This window comes from Klebsiella sp. F11 (assembly GCF_056712265.1).
Window position 1 is genome coordinate 2094332 of sequence record NZ_CM160060.1, and the last position, 19178, is coordinate 2113509.

At 51.8% G+C, this 19178-nt stretch carries 14 protein-coding genes, 2 tRNA genes and 6 pseudogenes; 14 read left to right on the forward strand and 8 right to left on the reverse strand.

Features of this window, described 5'->3' with window-relative positions; genetic code table 11:
- The first annotated feature begins 57 nt into the window (after window positions 1–57).
- A protein-coding gene (locus AC1M2H_RS10320) for an IS5 family transposase (RefSeq protein ID WP_480147878.1) occupies window positions 58–863 on the forward strand; the annotation gives its coding sequence in 2 pieces (ribosomal slippage) (window positions 58–408 and window positions 411–863; 804 coding nt in all).
- Window positions 864–866: 3 nt separating this feature from the next.
- Window positions 867–1439 (forward strand): annotated as a pseudogene (locus AC1M2H_RS10325) (IS66 family transposase); the annotation flags it as partial.
- Window positions 1440–1612: 173 nt separating this feature from the next.
- On the opposite strand, the gene AC1M2H_RS10330 reads toward AC1M2H_RS10325, so the two are convergent.
- A protein-coding gene (locus AC1M2H_RS10330; protein ID WP_480151902.1) for an IS3 family transposase occupies window positions 1613–2799 on the reverse strand; the annotation gives its coding sequence in 2 pieces (ribosomal slippage) (window positions 1613–2523 and window positions 2523–2799; 1188 coding nt in all).
- Between the two features lie 201 nt (window positions 2800–3000).
- Between AC1M2H_RS10330 and AC1M2H_RS10335 the strand changes: the two are divergent.
- The 4 genes and pseudogenes from AC1M2H_RS10335 to tnpC all read left to right on the forward strand — a co-directional run.
- Window positions 3001–3135 (forward strand): annotated as a pseudogene (locus AC1M2H_RS10335) (IS630 family transposase); the annotation flags it as partial.
- A gap of 190 nt (window positions 3136–3325) precedes the next feature.
- Entirely contained in the window at window positions 3326–3739 is a 414-nt protein-coding gene (gene tnpA / locus AC1M2H_RS10340; RefSeq protein WP_480148419.1) for an IS66-like element accessory protein TnpA, read from the forward strand.
- Window positions 3736–4086, forward strand: coding sequence for an IS66 family insertion sequence element accessory protein TnpB (tnpB, locus tag AC1M2H_RS10345; RefSeq protein ID WP_191939720.1), 351 nt, complete (start codon window positions 3736–3738; stop codon window positions 4084–4086). Before tnpA ends, tnpB begins: the two co-directional genes overlap by 4 nt.
- A gap of 30 nt (window positions 4087–4116) precedes the next feature.
- A complete protein-coding gene (gene tnpC, locus AC1M2H_RS10350) occupies window positions 4117–5709 on the forward strand; it encodes an IS66 family transposase (protein WP_480148900.1) in 1593 nt (530 codons plus the stop codon).
- Between the two features lie 70 nt (window positions 5710–5779).
- On the opposite strand, the gene AC1M2H_RS10355 is transcribed toward tnpC, so the two are convergent.
- Window positions 5780–7048, reverse strand: a complete 1269-nt coding sequence (locus AC1M2H_RS10355) for a tyrosine-type recombinase/integrase (protein ID WP_480151289.1) — start codon at window positions 7046–7048, stop codon at window positions 5780–5782.
- Window positions 7049–7209: 161 nt separating this feature from the next.
- Window positions 7210–7285 (reverse strand) — tRNA-Asn (locus AC1M2H_RS10360).
- Between the two features lie 5 nt (window positions 7286–7290).
- Here AC1M2H_RS10360 and AC1M2H_RS10365 point away from each other — a divergent pair.
- The 4 genes and pseudogenes from AC1M2H_RS10365 to AC1M2H_RS10380 form a co-directional block, all read left to right on the forward strand.
- Window positions 7291–7383 carry a DUF5951 family protein gene (locus AC1M2H_RS10365; RefSeq protein WP_426814233.1) on the forward strand — a complete coding sequence of 31 codons (93 nt, stop codon included), beginning with the start codon at window positions 7291–7293 and terminating at the stop codon, window positions 7381–7383.
- Between the two features lie 95 nt (window positions 7384–7478).
- Window positions 7479–8915 (forward strand): EmmdR/YeeO family multidrug/toxin efflux MATE transporter, encoded by a 1437-nt coding sequence (locus tag AC1M2H_RS10370; protein ID WP_480151290.1) that lies wholly within the window; start codon window positions 7479–7481, stop codon window positions 8913–8915.
- Between the two features lie 127 nt (window positions 8916–9042).
- A tRNA-Asn gene (locus AC1M2H_RS10375) sits at window positions 9043–9118 on the forward strand.
- Window positions 9119–9279: 161 nt separating this feature from the next.
- Window positions 9280–9588 (forward strand): annotated as a pseudogene (locus AC1M2H_RS10380) (Arm DNA-binding domain-containing protein); the annotation flags it as partial.
- Between the two features lie 20 nt (window positions 9589–9608).
- Here AC1M2H_RS10380 and AC1M2H_RS10385 read toward each other — a convergent pair.
- Window positions 9609–10720, reverse strand: a protein-coding gene (locus tag AC1M2H_RS10385; protein WP_480151291.1) for an IS3 family transposase whose coding sequence is annotated in 2 segments (ribosomal slippage) — window positions 9609–10459 and window positions 10459–10720 — 1113 coding nt in all. Because the reading frame shifts where the segments join, the coding sequence is not laid out codon by codon here.
- Between the two features lie 75 nt (window positions 10721–10795).
- On the opposite strand from AC1M2H_RS10385, the pseudogene AC1M2H_RS10390 reads away from it, so the two are divergent.
- Window positions 10796–11197 (forward strand): annotated as a pseudogene (locus AC1M2H_RS10390) (ATP-binding cassette domain-containing protein); the annotation flags it as partial.
- A gap of 292 nt (window positions 11198–11489) precedes the next feature.
- Here the strand turns inward: AC1M2H_RS10390 and AC1M2H_RS10395 are convergent.
- A pseudogene (locus AC1M2H_RS10395) lies at window positions 11490–12697 on the reverse strand (IS3 family transposase).
- 88 nt (window positions 12698–12785) lie between these two features.
- Window positions 12786–13646, reverse strand: coding sequence for a LysR family transcriptional regulator (locus AC1M2H_RS10400; RefSeq protein WP_480151292.1), 861 nt, complete (start codon window positions 13644–13646; stop codon window positions 12786–12788).
- Window positions 13647–13700: 54 nt separating this feature from the next.
- Here AC1M2H_RS10400 and AC1M2H_RS10405 point away from each other — a divergent pair, with 54 nt between their 5' ends.
- Together AC1M2H_RS10405 and AC1M2H_RS10410 are read left to right on the forward strand one after the other, a co-directional pair.
- A complete protein-coding gene (locus tag AC1M2H_RS10405) occupies window positions 13701–14840 on the forward strand; it encodes a hypothetical protein (RefSeq protein WP_480151293.1) in 1140 nt (379 codons plus the stop codon).
- Window positions 14841–14964: 124 nt separating this feature from the next.
- Window positions 14965–15729, forward strand: a complete 765-nt coding sequence (locus tag AC1M2H_RS10410; protein WP_480151294.1) for a sulfite exporter TauE/SafE family protein — start codon at window positions 14965–14967, stop codon at window positions 15727–15729.
- Between the two features lie 48 nt (window positions 15730–15777).
- Here the strand turns inward: AC1M2H_RS10410 and AC1M2H_RS10415 are convergent, their stop codons facing one another.
- Window positions 15778–15918: a hypothetical protein gene (locus AC1M2H_RS10415; protein WP_480151295.1), complete on the reverse strand. Its 141-nt coding sequence runs from the start codon at window positions 15916–15918 to the stop codon at window positions 15778–15780.
- 107 nt (window positions 15919–16025) lie between these two features.
- Here AC1M2H_RS10415 and AC1M2H_RS10420 point away from each other — a divergent pair.
- Window positions 16026–16790, forward strand: a pseudogene (locus tag AC1M2H_RS10420) (ArdC family protein); the annotation flags it as partial.
- Window positions 16791–16852: 62 nt separating this feature from the next.
- Here the strand turns inward: AC1M2H_RS10420 and AC1M2H_RS10425 are convergent.
- Window positions 16853–18060, reverse strand: a protein-coding gene (locus tag AC1M2H_RS10425; protein WP_480151850.1) for an IS3 family transposase whose coding sequence is annotated in 2 segments (ribosomal slippage) — window positions 16853–17739 and window positions 17739–18060 — 1209 coding nt in all. Because the reading frame shifts where the segments join, the coding sequence is not laid out codon by codon here.
- Window positions 18061–19178 lie beyond the last annotated feature (1118 nt).

Consider the following 19178-nt stretch of genomic DNA (forward strand, 5'->3'; position numbering starts at 1 on the left):
CCTATCCCAAAAGGAATTATCGTATAATACGTTACGGTAATTTCTGAGGGGGAATGTATGGCGGGTAGCAAGTGGCAGATCAGCGACGAACTATGGGAAAAAATGGCTCCACTCATCCCGGAGCATAAAACCAGCCACCCACTGGGGACTCATCGTAGACGCGTTGATAACCGTGCTGCCATGGATGCCATATTCTTCGTCCTCAGGACCGGTTGCCAGTGGAACGCCCTGAACGCCACCGGGATATGTTCATCGAGTTCTGCACACCGACGCTTCCAGGAATGGCGCGATGCGGGAGTCTTCGAACGCTTCTGGCAGAACGGTTTGCTTGCCTGCGAACATCTGGACGGCATTGACTGGTCCTGGCTGTCGATGGACGGCTGTATGACCAAATCGCCATTGTCAGGAACAAAAAAACAGGCCGTAATCCCACGGACAGAGGGAAACAAGGCGTAAAGCGTAGCCTGCTGACAGACGCCAACGGGCTTCCTCTGTCGCTGGTTGTTGCAGCAGCGAACACGCACGATATCAAACTGGTTGCAGATACGCTCGATGCACTTCAGACGGGGCGTCCGGGGCAAAAACTCAGACTCTGCCTGGACAAAGGTTACGAAGCTGGCTGGCTGAAAACGTATCTACAGAGCCGCCGCTACGAGCCGCATATCCAGTCCCGTAAAGAGGAGTCTGATGCAGGTAAAAACACCGACTTCAAAGCCCATCGCTGGGTTGTCGAGAGGACTCATAGCTGGATGAATCGCTTTCGCCGGGTTCTGACCCGATGGGAAAAGAAGGCCGAAAATTACGAGGCCATGTTGCATTTTGCCTGCGGCATCATTGTCTGGAACAAAATCCTATTGGGATAGGCTCTAACCAACGTCGGATGCTGGAGCCATGCCCGCAGACGGTTCGCTGAGTTATATAAGGCCAGCGGTGATCCGCGGGCAGGGTTCGTTCTGAAAGTGCTGGCCCGGATGTTCAGCCTGGAGGAGCGTATCCGCTCACGCTCACCGAAGAATAAGGTGCGGTGGCGACGACGGTATATCAAACCTCTGCTGGATAAACTGCATGCCTGGCTGACAGAGCAACTGGACGCCTGCCCGAAAGGATCTGCGCTGTATAAAGCGATAAATTATCCGCTAAAGGCTAAAACGTGGCCGTCACTGGTTCGCTTCCTGGAAGATGGCAGGGTTCCCGTGGAAAATAACCGTGCCGAACGCGCCATAAGGCCGGTGGCCATGGGACGCGCAAACTGGCTGTTCGCAGGGTCTCTGGCCGCCGGAGAAAGGGCCGCTCAAATCATGGGGCTGCTGGAGACGGCAAAAATGAACGGTCTGGAGCCACATGCGTGGTTAACGGATGTGCTGAAACGTCTGCCGTCCTGGCCGGAAGAACGGCGGCATGAGCTGTTACCGTTGAATGGCTTCACCTTCTCAGAGTGACGTGCCCGGATGGCAATACCCGCGTCATAAGCTGACTCACGGGCCGCGACACCTGATGTCGGGAGTTGAGAGCCTGACAGCGAAAAACGGAACAGACCAGTAACCACGGGCCTTACGGCGGAGTCAGAACTTGCGCGCCTCTGCTGCCATTACCGCAGTCAGTACTGATCTGGTCAAGTTAAACAGGACACTTTTTTCTCAGCCATCTGTTCATATCGCACTGGCGATAAATACCCATTCGAAGCATGGTTTCTGTCAAGATTGTAATAACGCATATAGTCTGCAACATCACGTTTCATACCTGCCCGCGTCTGCTGCGGGATCAACAGCACCCATTCATGTTTCAAACTGCCCCAAAAACGCTCCATTACCGCGTTATCCCAGCAGGCGCCAACATCTCCCATGCTGCTTCTGAGTCCGTAACTGGTTAACAGCGTTTGGAAGCGCTTGCTGGTATACTGCGCTCCACGATCGGTATGGACGACCAGCCCTGTCGGTGGATTGCGCAGGTTGTAAGCCTGCATGAGAGCCCGGCAAACCAGCGACGATGTCATTCTCTTGTCAATGTGCCAACCGACGATCCGGCGGGAATATAAATCCATGATCGCAGCCAGGTACAACCAGCCTTCACCCGTTTTCAGATACGTAATATCACTCACCCATATCTGGTCCGGTCCGGGAGGATTGAAGTTCTGATTCAACAGATTTGGTGCAAAATCAGCCCCTTTCTTCGGTTTCGTTGTGACCTTCCAGGCACGGCGTTGCCGGCAGAGAAGTCCCTCTTCGCTCATGATTTTTCTAACGCGCCAACGACTTATGGTGACGCCTTCTTCACGGAGCTTTTTAACCAGCGTTCGGCTCCCGGCACTTTCCCGACTGGCAGAGAATAACGCCTTGAGCATCACCCTGACTGCGGTATCTTTCGACGGGCAGGCTATCGGCTTTTTTCGCCAGGCATACCATGCGGACGGGCTAATGCGCATCACGCGACAAAGCGTCCGTAGCCTGTAATTACCTGCGTTATCGAGGATAAACTGGTATCTCACGACATGTGCTTCGCAAAGAAGGCGCTCGCCTTTTTTAATATTTCCTTCTCAATGCGTAACTCTTTGTTTTCTAGACGTAGCCTTCGGAGTTCAGCTTGTTCATCTTCACTAAGCGGACTTTCATGGCGCTGGCGCGCGGCGGCGACCCAACTGCGCAATGTTTTGGCGCTGATCCCCAAAGAAGTTGCGGCACGCGCAATGGAGTAATTTTGCGTCAGCACCAGGGCCACCGTTTCCTTCTTAAATTCTGGCGTAAACTTTCGCTTCTGATTCACTAAACACCTCCATTTTGGATGTAAGTTTAGTGTCCTGATTATTCGACCACAGCATACTTCGACACCTGTCGGCAACACCCTGGTCAGTACTTCAACGCCTGACACAATACGTGCTCTGAAACCTGAGTCGGTTGGTTCACCGCAAGTGTTCAAAGCCGTTCTGTCAATGTGAGTTCCCCGCGACGTTACTGAATAAATAAGATTCCGTGCGAACGTATCTGTAGCGGGTCGGATTATCCGTGGCTGGCATTGCACGAAACTATTACCCGTAATCACCAGTGCCGCTCAATGTGGCAGTTGTTGAAGAAAGTCCGTCACTTTATGGATACTGTCAGTCCGTTCCCAGGTGGAAAACATGGACTGACAAAAGTGTAGCGGTATTAGGATCACCTATTTAGGTCTTCGGAACGTTTAAAGGAGCGCTCGGCCTTTCTGCATTGCTGTACAAAATAGAAAAGCCGTATCAGCACACACTGATACGTAAGCGTAAACCCAGTGCCGTATGTAGCCATTAAACCAGTACTGGTAACTTAGACGCCCACTTGTTACAGACGGACATCTAAGTATGGAATCCCAATACTGGCGAAAAGAACCCCGCAAGAATTATTCGAATGACTTCAAGCTCCGTATGGTTGAACTGGCTTCCCGTCCCGGCGCCTGCGTTGCTCAGATTGCCCGTGAAAACGGCGTTAATGATAACGTCATCTTCAAATGGCTGCGGCTCTGGCAGAATGAAGGCCGCATATCGCGCCGCCTTCCGGCTACCGTAGTGACTTCATCACTACCAACGATACTACCTGTTGAGGTTGTACCTGATCCGACTCCATCTGGCAGGATGAACACTGAGCCAGCTCAGTTCTCAGCGCTGAACGCCTCCTCCTGTTGCGTCGAGTTCCGCCACGGCAAAATGACGCTTGAGAACCCGTCACCGGAGTTGCTGGCCGTGCTGCTCCGCGAGCTGACCGGGAGAAGCCAATGATATCCCTCCCGTCAGGCACCCGTATCTGGCTGGTTGCTGGCGTCACGGATATGCGTAAATCGTTCAATGGACTGGGCGAGCTGGTACAGCATGCACTTGATGAAAATCCGTTCTCCGGGCACCTGTTTATCTTCCGTGGCCGCAAAGGTGACACCGTGAAGATCCTCTGGGCTGATGCTGACGGTCTGTGCCTGTTTACCAAACGGCTGGAGGAAGGCCAGTTCATCTGGCCTGCTGTACGCGAGGGTAAAATCGCCATCACCCGCTCACAACTCGCCATGCTCCTCGATAAGCTGGACTGGCGTCAGCCAAAAACAGCCCGACTTAACTCACTGACAATGTTGTAAAAAGAGCATGACCGCATTATAAATGAGGTCATGAGTCAGGACTATATCGCCCGTATCGCCGCGCTGGAAGACGCGCTTCGCCAGAAAGACAGTCGGCTCAGCCTCGTTGCAGAGACTGAGTCGTTCCTGCGTTCTGCGCTGGCCCGCGCAGAAGAGAAAATAGAGAACGAAGAGCGCGAAATAGAGCATCTGCGGGCACAGATAGAAAAACTACGGCGGATGCTGTTCGGTACCCGCTCCGAAAAACTTCGCCGACAGGTTGAAGACGCCGAAGCCCTGCTGAAACAGCAGGAGCAGCAAAGCGATCGTTACAACGGCCGGGATAACGATCAGCAGGTTCCGCGTCAGCTTCGACAGTCGCGCCATCGCCGTCCTCTGCCTGACCATCTTCCACGCGAAATAAACAGGCTGGAGCCCGCCGAAACCTGCTGTCCGGACTGCGGCAGCGATATGGCATACCTCAGAGAAGTCAGCGCAGAGCAACTGGAGCTGGTCTCCAGCGCTCTGAAAGTGATCCGCACGGTCAGGGTGAAAAAGGCCTGCACCCGATGCGACTGCATCGTTGAAGCGCCTGCGCCATCACGCCCTATCGATCGGGGTATCGCCGGTCCGGGTCTGCTGGCCCGGGTGTTAACGGCCAAATACTGTGAACACCTGCCGCTATATCGCCAGTGCGAAATCTTTGCCCGTCAGGGCGTGGATCTGAGCCGGGCTCTGCTCTCCAACTGGGTGGATGCCTGTTGCCGGTTGATGATCCCGCTGGATGAGGCTCTTTACCGCTACGTGATGGACTGCCGCAAACTGCATACGGATGACACTCCGGTGCCGGTACTGGCACCGGGCAGAAAGAAGACGAAAACCGGGCGCATCTGGACGTACGTTCGCAATGACCGGAACGCGGGGTCGTCAGACCCGCCCGCAGCGTGGTTCGCCTTCTCGCCGGATCGGCAGGGGAAACATCCTCAACAACATCTTCGCCATTACCATGGCGTTCTGCAGGCCGATGCCTTCGCTGGTTACGACAGGTTGTTCAGTGCAGAGCGTGACGGCGGCCCGCTAACAGAAGCAGCCTGCTGGGCCCACGCGCGCCGAAAAATCCACGACGTCTATATAAGTACTCAGACGGTCACAGCAGAGGAAGCCCTGAAACGTATCGGTGAACTGTACGCGGTAGAAGAGGAAATACGCGGCCTCCCGGCAACTGAGCGGCTGGCAGCCAGGCAGTCCCGGAGTAAGCCGCTGCTGGCATCCCTGCATGTGTGGTTGGAGGAGAAAAGCGCAACGCTGTCGAAAAAATCCCGGTTGGGGGAGGCGTTCGCATATGCCCTGAACCAGTGGGATGCGCTGTGCTACTACTGCGATGATGGCCTGGCAGAGCCTGATAACAACGTGGCAGAACGCGCGCTGCGAGCTGTCTGCCTTGGCAAGAAAAATTATATCTTCTTCGGGAGCGATCACGGTGGTGAGCGTGGAGCCCTGCTGTACGGTCTGATCGGTACGTGCAGGCTGAATGGCATCGACCCGGAGGCTTACCTACGCCATATCCTGAGCGTTCTGCCGGAGTGGCCCAGCAACAAAGTGGCTGAACTTCTGCCCTGGAACGTGGATCTCACCAATAAATAGCCGTCAATACGGCACTCGCTGAACGCTTACACTGATACGGAGTAAATGTTCTGAACGGGTAATTGACAGGTCAGGCGGCGGTATCGCGCTTTTCCCGGCCCTGAATATAGGGCGGGACGTAAGATTTACGGCACGTATCCAGATAATCTGACCACCACTGCATCATCGCCTTGCGGGCTTCAAGATGCTCAGCCTTATGAATGTAAGCCAGACGCACGGTGTTGCGCTCCTGATGGCTCATCTGGCGCTCCACCGCATCCTGTGACCATAAACCGGATTCCATCAGGGCACTGCATGCCATTGTCCGGAAACCGTGCCCGCAGATATCCTGTTTCGTGTCGTATCCCATCAGGTGCAGTGCCTTGTTGACCGTGTTTTCGCACATTGGTTTATACGGATTGTGGTCGCCGGGAAACACCAGTTCATACCCGCCGGATATTTCTTTAATCCGTTCCAGAATGGCGACAGCCTGTTCCGAGAGGGGCACGATATGTGGGGTGCACATTTTGGCCCCGCGCCCTGAATAACGCACCCCCGCAATGGGTTCCCGTGTGGCGGGTATCGTCCAGACCCGGTTTCTGAAATCAATCTCTGACCAGCGGGCAAAGCGCAGTTCACTGGAGCGAATGAACACATGCAACGTCAGCAGGACTGCAAGCCGGGTGAGTTCCCGTCCCTGGTGATAACCGTCAATCCGTTCAAGCAGTTCAGGAAGGCGCTCCAGTGGCAGGGCAGGATAATGCCGTCTGACGGGAGGTGTCGTCACGCCTTCAAGGTTTGCCGCTGGGTTACTGTCGATTAACCCCTGGTGAACCGCATGACGCATGATGTTACTGAGGTGCTGCCGCGTGCGGGACGCAACTTCAAGCAGGCCTTTTCCCTCAATGCTTTTCAGCAGGTCAATGAAATGACGGGGTTTAAGTTCTGATACTGACAGGTGCCCGATAACCGGAAAGACATGATTGTTCAGGCTGGCAAGCAGGCGGTCGGCGGTGTTCTGCGACCATTTTTTATTGCTTTTATGCCATGCCAGTGCCACGGTTTTAAACACTGTCTCCGGTGTGCGTGAACCACGTTCAGTGGCCCGCTGCTTTGCCGGGTTGATATTCAGTGCCAGCATCTTACGGATACCTTCACGCTGCTGTCGTGCATCAGACAGGGAGACGGCAGGATAGGCACCCAGCGTAATGCGCGATTCTTTACCGTTAATTCGGTACTTGAGATACCAGTGACGTGAGCCGCCTGGTTTGACCAGCAGATACAGACCGTGAGAATCGAAGACTTTAAAGGGTTTATCAGTGGGCTTGAGAGTGCGGATTTTCGCGTCGCTAAGGGACATATGGGGGTCACTCCATTATCGAACTAACCTGACCCCAGATTTGACCACCAATTTTTCCCGATGCGGAGGGTAAAATCAAAATGCACCGGGAAGAGTTTTCACACTAACCTGTTGAATCAACATCAGATAAGGATTCGCAAGGATGTATGAAAGCGATAAATTGGCTCCTCTGACTGGACTCGAACCAGTGACATACGGATTAACAGTCCGCCGTTCTACCGACTGAACTACAGAGGAATCGTGTGGGGTCGTATCTTAGCGGCGAAAAATATTTTGTCAAACATCTATTCTGCTCTTGCCGATCAACCGCCGCTTCTATCAACAATTTGTTGTAATTACCGACAATTTAGAAGGAAAAATGCTTTGCAGGATTAGCGTTTCTCGATCATCATTTGAAATGTAGTTTCAACTTTTCTCACTAAGGTCTCCCTTGAACGTCACATCCGCAGCACGCAGGGTTGTAGAACGAACATCCTGGTTCAAAAAACGTAAGAGTTATCGCGTACTTTACTGGCGTGAAATCAGTCCGCTGGCAGTACCTATCTTCCTGGAAAATAGCTGCGTTTTGCTGATGGGCGTCGTCAGTACGTTCCTGGTGAGCTGGCTGGGAAAAGAGGCGATGGCCGGGGTAGGGCTGGCCGACAGCTTTAATATGGTAATCATGTCGTTCTTTGCCGCCATCGATCTCGGGACGACGGTGGTGGTGGCCTTTAGCCTCGGCAAGCGCGATCCGCGACGCGCGAGGGCGGCGGCAAGGCAATCGCTGGCGATAATGACGCTGTTCTCCATTCTGCTGGCGGCGTTGATCCACGCCTTCGGCAAAGAGATTATCAATATTGTCGCCGGCGACGCCTCGGCCCAGGTGAAGGATATGGCCTTAACCTACCTGGAGCTGACGGTGCTGAGCTATCCGGCGGCGGCGATTGCGCTGATCGGCAGCGGCGCGCTGCGCGGCGCGGGCAATACAAAAATTCCGCTACTGATTAACGGCGGGATGAACATCATCAATATTATTATCAGCAGTATCCTGATTTACGGCGTCTTTTCGTGGCCGGGGCTCGGTTTTGTCGGCGCAGGGCTGGGGCTGACCATCGCCCGTTACATCGGGGCGGTGGCGATCGTGTGGGTATTAGCCGTCGGCTTTAACCCCGCGCTGCGTATCTCGCTGAAGAGCTATTTCAAACCGCTGAACTTTGCCATTATCTGGGAAGTGATGGGCATTGGTATCCCGGCGAGCATCGAGTCGGTGCTGTTCAACGGCGGCAAGCTGCTGACGCAGATGTTTGTCGCCGGCATGGGAACCAACGTGATTGCCGGCAACTTTATCGCTTTCTCCTTCGCCGCGTTGATTAACCTGCCGGGAAACGCGCTCGGCTCTGCCTCAACCATCATTACCGGTACCCGGCTGGGAAAAGGCCAGATTGGGCAGGCGGAGCGCCAGGCGTGGCACGTCTTTTGGCTATCGACCATCGTCCTGACGGTGATTGCGTGGGGAACCGCGCCGTTTGCCAACCTGATCGCCTCGTTCTATACCAGCGAAGAGGATGTCAAAGTGGTGGTTAAAGAGCTGCTGTGGTTGAACGCCTTCTTTATGCCGATTTGGGCGATGTCCTGGACCCTGCCGTGCGCGTTTAAAGGCGCTCGCGACGTGCGCTACACCATGTGGGTGTCGATGCTGGGGATGTGGGGCTGCCGCGTGGTGGCGGGCTATACGCTGGGCATCGTGCTCGGCATGGGCGTCATTGGCGTGTGGCTGGGAATGGTGCTCGACTGGGCGGTGCGCGGCGTGCTGTTTTACTGCCGAATGGTGAGCGGACGCTGGCTGTGGAAATACCCGCGCAGCAAAAGCCAGGTGCGCGAAACGTAACCCTTTTCCAGGCGAAACGACGAATTTCGCGCAAAGTGGAGAATAAATCGGCAAACGGTTTGCAATGTGCGAAACAGCCTTTGACAAGGCCGGGCGTCACCGTTAATATTCGCCCCGTTCACACGATTCCTCTGTAGTTCAGTCGGTAGAACGGCGGACTGTTAATCCGTATGTCACTGGTTCGAGTCCAGTCAGAGGAGCCAAATTCCGATTCTTACGCTCTCTTATAAGTCCTTATTCGATTACAACTCAATAAGTTAGCGTAAAAATCTTTCCCGATGCGTATCTGGTTTTCCCTCCGCATCCGGTTAATTTGGTGGTCAGATTTGGGGTCAGATTGGTTCGATTCTGGAGTGACCCTCAAATGTCTTTAAACGATTCTAAAATCCGCAATTTAAAACCCTCTTCTCGTTCTGTAAAACTCTCCGATTCACACGGTCTGTATCTGCTGGTCAATCCGGGCGGCTCGCGTATCTGGTATCTCAAATATCGTTTCAGGGGTAAAGAGTCCCGCGTCAGTCTTGGCGCTTATCCTCTCGTTTTGCTTTCTGAGGCAAGACAGAAACGTGACGATATCCGCAAACTGCTGGCACAGAGTATCAACCCGGCCCAACAGCGTATGGCTGATAAAGCCGACTCTTCGCCGGAAAAGGGTTTTAAAGCGGTGGCGCTGGGCTTGTAAGCACACCCACTTTAGTTCCACGCACTTTTTGAGAGTTCCGGTTTATCAGCCATCAGTCGGTACTCTTCCGGCGTCAGGTTATTCAGAGACTCGTGAGGTCGCTCGCTGTTATATTCCATCAACCAGCGCTCAGTAATTTCCCGTGCTTCATTCAGTGTCCTGAACAGATAAAAATCCAGGATTTCTGTCCGGTACGTCCGGTTAAAACGCTCGATAAAGGCATTCTGCGTTGGCTTTCCCGGCTTGATAAATTCCAGCATCACGCCATGCTCCTCTGCCCACTGTGCCAGCGCCAGAGAGACCAGTTCTGGTCCGTTATCCATCCGCATCTTCAGTGGATAACCGCGGTTTGCCACTATTCTGTCCAGCACTCTGATCACCCGCTGCGCTGGGATATTCAGGTCGATTTCTATCGCCAGTGCTTCGCGGTTAAAGTCCTCCACCACATTGAAGGTCCGGAAGCGTCTGCCGCATATCAGCGCATCATGCATAAAATCGATGGACCAGCTCTGGTTTAACGCCTCCGGCGTGGCCAGTGGTGCCGGGTTACGCACTGGCAGACGCTGCTTTCCCCTGCGACGAAAATTCAGTTTCAGCAGGCAGTAAATCCGGTGAACGCGTTTATGGTTCCAGGTGTGCCCCTGCCTGCGCAGAAGCTGGAACAGCTTCTTAAAACCGTATCGCGGATAGCGCTCCGCCAGCTCAGTCAGTGCCTGGATCACCCGTTCATTGCGCCGGGTATCGGGCTGATAAAAATAGACCGTCCTGCTCAGCGATAACATCCTGCATGCCTGACGTACACTCATCGAAAACACGGCTTTCAGATAGCTGATGAGTTCACGCTTTATCGCTGGTTTTAAAGCTTTTTTTCGATGACGTCTTTTAGTGCGCGATTTTCCAGACTCAGGTCGGCAAACATCAGTTTGAGGCGGCGGTTTTCATCCTCCAGGTCTTTCATCTTCTTGATATCAGAAGCTTCCATACCGCCAAACTTCGCTTTCCAGTTGTAATAGCTGGCTTCAGAAATACCGGCTTCACGGCAGACATCCTTAACGGTACGTCCGGCTTCGACGGACTTCAGAACGGCAATGATCTGGTGTTCGGTGAATCGGGCTTTACGCATGGCGATCTCCTCAGAGGACATAATCAGTATGTCGGAAGATCTCTAAAAGTTAATGGTTCGTTTTACCGGGATGCTTACAGGATGATTGCCTGTGTGATGCAGGATGACCGGCTATTCTCAGGTTCAATCAGGGAAAATATTTGTGGGTTCGCAGAAGAGATGGATGAAGCCTGGATGACAGAGTGTGCCAGGGCCAGTTATATTCATGATGTGATAATGAAAATGCCAATGGGCTACGAAACACTTATCGGTGAGCTGGGTGAAGGGCTTTCAGGAGGACAAAAGCAACGAATTTTTATTGCCCGAGCACTTTATCGAAAACCAGGTATATTATTTATGGATGAAGCAACGAGTTCTCTCGATACAGAGAGTGAACGTTATGTAAATGTAGCCATCAAAAAGCTCAATATAACCCGAGTTATTATAGCCCATAGAGAAACTACGCTTAGAACAGTTAACAGAACTATTAACATATAATGCTTGCAAGAACAACTTTAGATGGATTAATGAACAATTTAATCAATCTCGGGATAAAGATGTTGTGGTTTTAACTGACGACTTACTAAGGAGGGTTAGTTTTAAAGAGAAACTATCCGGAATTATAAAGCATTCTTGCGATTTAATGTAATGTTATTAATATAGGATATATGATATGCGAGAATTAGACGTTAAATTATTATACCCGTGATACTTCAAGTTGCAGATTGCGTTGCATCAGAATGCAACTGCTTTTGATCTTGACCCGCCATCTCCGGACAGCTTTTGTATCTTAAGTTAACGATGCCCGCTGCCGCCGGTACTCTCTCGGAGAGTGATATCCCAGCGCACTGTGCGGGTGATTTTCATTCTAGTGATTGAACGCCGCTGCAAGGTTCTGTAGCGCTGTTCCCACATCTGGTTTTGGCATGAACGCGATGTAATCTTCCTTCATCGTTTTCACGAACCGTTCGGCCATGCCGTTACTTTGTGCGCTGCTCACCGCTGTTGTACACGGCTCCAGATTCAGTTCTCGCGCGAACTTCTTCGTTTCATGCGCGGTGTACGCTGAACCGTTATCTGTCAGCCACTGCACTGGTTTACCCGGCAGCGTGCTACCGAAGCGCCTTTCCACTGACCTCAGCATCACATCCTGTACCGTTGAACTGTCGTAGCCTCCCGTGCTCGCTGCCCAGTCTATGGCCTCCCGGTCGCAACAGTCCAGTGCGAACGTCACCCGAAGCTTCTCGCCGTTGTCACAACCGAACTCGAAGCCGTCTGAACACCAGCGCATATCGCTTTCCGCTACCGCGATTTTGCCTTTATGCTCCCGCTTCGGACGCTCTGGTTTATCACGCAACAACAGCAGGTTATGCTCGCTCATTATCCTGTAAAGCCGTTTGGCGTTCACCGGTGGAAGTCCCTCTACACGGCGTTGCTTACGCAGGATACCCCACACCCGCCGGTAACCGTAGCTGGGCATGTCGCTGATGATGCCGAGGATCTCCGACAGTATCTCTGCATCAGCTTCGTCATTACGCTGGTTGCTGCGCCTGTCCTGCCAGTCGGCAGAGCGGCTCACCCGCAGTGATAACTGCGCACGCGACACGCTCATGGTGCGACTAACCAGAGCTATTCCCCGTCCTTTGGCAACAAGGGCGCGTGCGCTATCCATTTTCGCGACTGGCCGTACTCCACCGCTTCTTTGAGGATCTCAACTTCCATCGTCTTCTTACCCAGGAGACGCTGTAGTTCCCGGACCTGTTTGAGTGCAGTCGCCAGCTCCGAAGCCGGAACCACTTCCTCTCCGGCCGCAACGGCGGTGAGGCTACCTTCCTGATATTGCTTCTTCCATTTAAACAGCAGACTGGGCTGAATACCGTGCAGACGAGCAACGTGGGAGACATTCATACCCGGCTCCATTGTTTGCTGGATGATGGCAATTTTCTCTTGCGGAGTCTTACGCTTACGGGCTTCTTGCCCTAACAGGATCCCGGTCATCTCAAAATTAACATGGTTGTTAGACATATATTTAAGCCTATCTCTTATCTGGAGATACAGCTACTGTCCGGTGTTTCAGGGGGCTACATCATAATTCAGCACGTAATAACGTTTCAAACGCATTACGTGCGTGATGAAGGTCTATTCTGCTATTTTTTATAAAGTAATTTTGTACGGGGAATAACTCGTTAAATGTATATCCCCTGATATTACCTGTTCTTTTGAACTGTTCAAAAAAGCCGGCAGGTACCAGCGAGACACCTGCTCCGGAGCTGACACATCCAAGAATCGTTCCGTAGCTTGCAATGCTGGTGATATCGACCGTGACCTGATGCTGATTGGCCCAACGCTCAAGGGCCTGTCGGTAAGGACACCCGTGTGGCCACATATAAATCCGTTTACCTTTTAGATCCTGAGGGACAGAGATCTTTCCCGTAAAAGGAGAGGCAATCAATACCAGTGATTCCTGGTGAGCATTCACATAAGTGATATCCGGATGGTCATCCTTTGTCGCGATAACAGCGCAATCAAGTTTATGCCCGGCGACGTCACTGACTAACTGTTGCCATGTCCCTGTACTGAACTGCACCTGGACTGCAGGATAGTTCTGGTGGAATTTTGAGAGAACCATCGGTAGCCGTCCTGTTGCGGCAGATTCAATCGCTCCGATCCGCAGGATCCCGCCAGGTTCTGATGAGGGCTCAAGTGCCCGGCGGGCTTCCTGGCAGTAAGTCAGTATTTTGCTGGCGTACTCAAGCAGTATTTCTCCCGAAGGTGTGATGATTAGGCCGCGCCCCTTGCGGATGAAAAGAGAAACACCCAGTTCCGTTTCCAGGAGCTTGATTCTGTTTGTGATATTTGAGGGAACGCAGTGCAGTATTTCGGATGCTCTGGCAATGCTACCCTGCTCGGCGACGGTTTTAAACATTTTCAACTGAGATAAATCCATCCCTTAACACCTCACTAAAAGTGAATAATTAACTCACTATAAGTCAGTTGTAGTGTGTTAATCAATCATCCTACAATGCCTGAAGCAGGTGGAATCAGACATTATTTTTTAAACGCCGCAATGAAAACAGAAAATAGTCAATTTTTCATCCATTTACCAATGAATGGATCAGGAGTCTTTAAATACTTTCAGTCCGTGAATAACAGAGGTGAATATATGACTTCTTTATCTTTGCAAAGTTGTGATGACAAATCGAAAAAATCTTATTCTGTGCAGGAACTGGGTGAGATATTCATCGATGGTTTGCCTGAACATATCGCAATGTTAAAAATCCCTGGTCGCTGGATAGCCGGAGATGTTCGCAGGTCACCCGTGCCCGCGCGTATTGATCATGTCAAAGACATTCAGAATATGATGTACGACGTTCTTTGTCATGAGATAACTCAGGAGGCGCAGGCTTATGCGGAAGGGACTTTTCTTGCCTTTTTGAAAAAGGATAAAGTTGATCCCGGTGTCCTCAGCTTCTTTAACGGCTGGAATGAAACGCACAAAACGACAAGCCTGGTATCCGGAAAAATAATCATGCGCCTGTCCGCTGATGCACTTTATATTTCACATGAAGATCAGGCTATCTATCATAACGTTCTGGCTCATATGCATGAAGTAACAAAAGATGACTTTGGACTTGGCCAGAAGGGGCATGACGGAATGTATAAATATATGACAAATGCTTTCAGGGCCGCAGCCTGGGTTGATGATCAATATAAAATCAATGAGTGTAATGAATTCTCTGATTTCCTCTACAATACTGGCATTGCAAAACATAAGTCTGCAATGCGTTCTCCTGAACATCTGCAGTCTGTTATGGATGCCATGATGGTCTCTGTAGCTTCTGAACTCTGGAACGGACGCGAATACAATTTTCTTGCCCAGTTTATTGAGGGGAAGTTATTATCCTTCAATGCGTCGTTAAATGAGGACACTAAAACTCTGCGTAATGCCAAAGGTTACGTCATGGGCCATGCCGGGGAGGTGGAAAACAGGCATGGCTTGCATGCGCTGGCCGCGTTACAGGCCTTTGGCCGTATTGCGGGGATGTCATTCGATACAGAACGACTTAAACATGCCATGCTTGATTATAACAGGAGAGTTGGCGTCGCTTTTTCTGCATTACAAAACGTTCTGACTCACTGAAATACGGGACTGCCTATCGTATTGTTCGTTGCCTTTTATGGGGCAGGCAATAATGCCTCAGGTGTTACAAGAGAAATAAGTTTAAAATATGTCTTTATGGCTTTTGTGGGGATTGTAATAAGTTATGAATATTGATATTTCTCTTTTTGCACTGGGAGGCTTCGCTTTCTGTGGTGGTCTGATCGATGCTGCTGTTGGTGGCGGAGGGCTTGTTCAAATTCCTGCGCTTATTCATGCTCTACCTGGCTCCAGTCTGGCAACGATTTTTGGCACCAACAAACTGGCAGTTCTGCTCGGGAACGCATTTTCTGTCTCAGGTTATCTCCGCAGGGTAAAGATTATATGGAAGCTTATTATTCCGACAATGGGCGCTGCATTTGTTTTTTCATTCGCTGGCGCATACACTGTCTCTCTTATACCACGAGAGTTTATGGAATATCTGGTTTTTGTAGTCCTTATTATTATGGCAGTCTATACGTTCATAAAAAAAGATCTGGGACGACTACATACTGATATCAGGATTGGTCTGAAAGAGATACTGTTGGGGATAGTGTTAGGCGCTTTTATCGGATTCTATGATGGCATATTCGGAGCAGGCAGCGGAAGTCTTTTATTGTTTGCCTTTGTTAAATATTTTGGTTTTGATTTTCTGAATGCTTCTGCATCAGCCAAATTAATAAACCTTGGGACTTTTACTGCTGCACTGCTTTTTTTTGTGCCGTCAGGGAATGTGTTGTGGATAACCGGAGGTATAGTCGGTATTTGTAATGTTGCAGGGGCAATTACGGGCGTATTTTTAGCTTTGCGGTATGGCAGTGGGTTTATCAGAGTTTTTTTTCTGATACTATTAATTTTCCTCATCGGACGGATGGGGATTTCCATTCTCTGAATCAGTCTGAAAGTAAGTTTCAGACTGTGCAACTTTTTTGATTAAAATTTATAATGGAGATGAAAAATCAGCCGCTTCCAACACAATATCCTCTATAGATAATACTGGTTCAGGAGTGGTTTCCCAGAATTGTTTTTTAATCGTGCGCCATTCTTCATCTGCCATAAATTCTGCCCATGAATTGTTCATGGCTGTTTTGTCTGTCCATGAAAGCAGGTATATAAACCGGAGTCTGGCACTTTCACCGGATAACCACATAGCCAGTATATTAAAACCATACTTATCCCTCATGATCCTGGCAGCGTGTTCCGGGAATGTCCGGTCTGCCTGTTAATTATGCTACCGACGTGGCTTACAGCGGGATGAATATTATGCTGCTGTGGTGTAGTGCTTCGAAACAGGGATTCAGTGATTCACGGTGGATGACGTACAAACAGTCGCAGGCCGCTGGCGGTCAGGTACGTAAGGGAGAGCGCGGGACAACCGCCATTTTCTACACCACGCTGGAGAAAGAAAACGACGAGGGCGAGACGGAGCATATCCCGATGCTGAAAACCTTCACCGTGTTTAATGTTGACCAGATTGACGGCCTGCCTGCGACGGACGAAACCGGTGCAGAAGCACCGGCAGCCACGTTTGACCCGCTACCGCAGGCGGAAGCACTTTTCAGCCGCAGCGGTGCGAAAATCATCGAGAAAGGGCAGAATGCATTCTTCATGCCCGCTACGGATGAAATCTGGCTGCCTGAGCGCCATCTGTTTAACGATGCGGCGAACTTCTATGCCACCGGCCTGCATGAGCTGGTTCACTGGACCGGGGCAAAAGCCCGCCTTAACCGCGAAATGAAAGGCAGATTTGGCAGTGAGTGTTACGCTTTCGAGGAGCTGTGCGCGGAACTCGGTAGCGCGTTTCTGATGGCAGATTTAAGCATTGAAGGTGAGGTTCAGCACGAAAGCTATATTGCATCCTGGCTGAAAGCACTGAAAAACGATAAACGTTATATTTTCAGGGCGGCCAGTGCAGCGTCAAAAGCCCACCGATATCTGATGGATAAAGTCTGAACAGAGTAAGCGGCAAGGGAATGTGTGATCTTGACCCGCCATCTCCGGACAGCTTTTGTATCTTAAGTTAACGATGCCCGCTGCCGCCGGTACTCTCTCGGAGAGTGATATCCCAGCGCACTGTGCGGGTGATTTTCATTGTAGTGATTGAACGCCGCTGCAAGGTTCTGTAGCGCTGTTCCCACATCTGGTTTTGGCATGAACGCGATGTAATCTTCCTTCATCGTTTTCACGAACCGTTCGGCCATGCCGTTACTTTGTGGGCTGCTCACCGCTGTTGTACACGGCTCCAGATTCAGTTCTCGCGCGAACTTCTTCGTTTCATGCGCGGTGTACGCTGAACCGTTATCTGTCAGCCACTGCACTGGTTTACCCGGCAGCGTGCTACCGAAGCGCCTTTCCACTGACCTCAGCATCACATCCTGTACCGTTGAACTGTCGTAGCCTCCCGTGCTCGCTGCCCAGTCTATGGCCTCCCGGTCGCAACAGTCCAGTGCGAACGTCACCCGAAGCTTCTCGCCGTTGTCACAACCGAACTCGAAGCCGTCTGAACACCAGCGCATATCGCTTTCCGCTACCGCGATTTTGCCTTTATGCTCCCGCTTCGGACGCTCTGGTTTATCACGCAACAACAGCAGGTTATGCTCGCTCATTATCCTGTAAAGCCGTTTGGCGTTCACCGGTGGAAGTCCCTCTACACGGCGTTGCTTACGCAGGATACCCCACACCCGCCGGTAACCGTAGCTGGGCATGTCGCTGATGATGCCGAGGATCTCCGACAGTATCTCTGCATCAGCTTCGTCATTACGCCGGTTGCTGCGCCTGTCCTGCCAGTCGGCAGAGCGGCTCACCCGCAGTGATAACTGCGCACGCGACACGCTCATGGTGCGACTAACCAGAGCTATTCCCCGTCCTTTGGCAACAAGGGCGCGTGCGCTATCCATTTTCGCGACTGGCCGTACTCCACCGCTTCTTTGAGGATCTCAACTTCCATCGTCTTCTTACCCAGGAGACGCTGTAGTTCCCGGACCTGTTTGAGTGCAGTCGCCAGCTCCGAAGCCGGAACCACTTCCTCTCCGGCCGCAACGGCGGTGAGGCTACCTTCCTGATATTGCTTCTTCCATTTAAACAGCAGACTGGGCTGAATACCGTGCAGACGAGCAACGTGGGAGACATTCATACCCGGCTCCATTGTTTGCTGGATGATGGCAATTTTCTCTTGCGGAGTCTTACGCTTACGGGCTTCTTGCCCTAACAGGATCCCGGTCATCTCAAAATTAACATGGTTGTTAGACATATATTTAAGCCTATCTCTTATCTGGAGATACAGCTACTGTCCGGTGTTTCAGGGGGCTACATCACGGCAAGGGAATGTGGCTTTAGCCTTATGTCAGGGCTGGCGGAATAATAGATATTACAGGAGATATTATTTTCCCCCTGCGAATATTCCGAATATGAGGTATCCGGAATATTCGCAGGCTGCGGGTGCGGGCGGCAAAGAGCCTGCGTATACCGCATCACTGACATTGACGGGAGACGTTTCGGGAGCACCCATGAGAGACAGACCCCTTCACCCATGAGCATCTCCGGCAGGTGTCCCCCGTCGAAGTACGACCCGTGACATCGCCCCGTTTATCCGCCCTCCGGTATTGGGCGACTGAGTGGGGCAAACAGTAAGCATTTCAGGCTCAGTTTTTTTCATGAAAACGGACGCGTAACGGGTACCTGTTTTCATGCTGACGCAGGCGTTGACTATGGGCGTCGCGGATGGACGTCAGACCCCACGCCCACTGTCGACGCCCACAGATGACGTCCATGAAGCGGTTGCCCGTATCCTGCGGGCATGCCCGTTATCCGCGCTTTCAGATGACAGCCGACCCGTGGTCGTCCGCCACCTGAAACGCCCGAATAGCGGGCAACGGCGTGTGTCATTACGCTCGGGCTGGACGCCCTCACTGCATGTCACATGGGGTAATGACTCCGCTGAACGCTACGTCAAAACCCCCAGAGTCAAAAGCGGCACACCGTCACGCGCTACGCGCGACCAACCCCTTTAAGACGCGCGTTTCGCCTGTTTTTTCTTTTCCTCGCGAGCTCGGAGCGAAAAAACGGGAACGCCGCTTTAAAGGGGTTGGTCGCGCCTGATCGGTAATATTCTCCGTGGGCGGGAAATATTACCTGGCTTGACGGTGTGCGGGGCAGGCCCCCCCAAATAAACCGCTGTCGTGGGCGACAGCTTTTCGCTCGCTGGGGCGGCGAAATTTATTTGGCTCCCCCCGGCCTGCAAAATCCGCGTGGGCGCGGCTGTTTGCAGGTGAGGCGCGGTGCCTGAAAATTAACAATTCCTCCGGAATTGAATTTTCTGTCCGCGCTCCACTTGTTTATTTT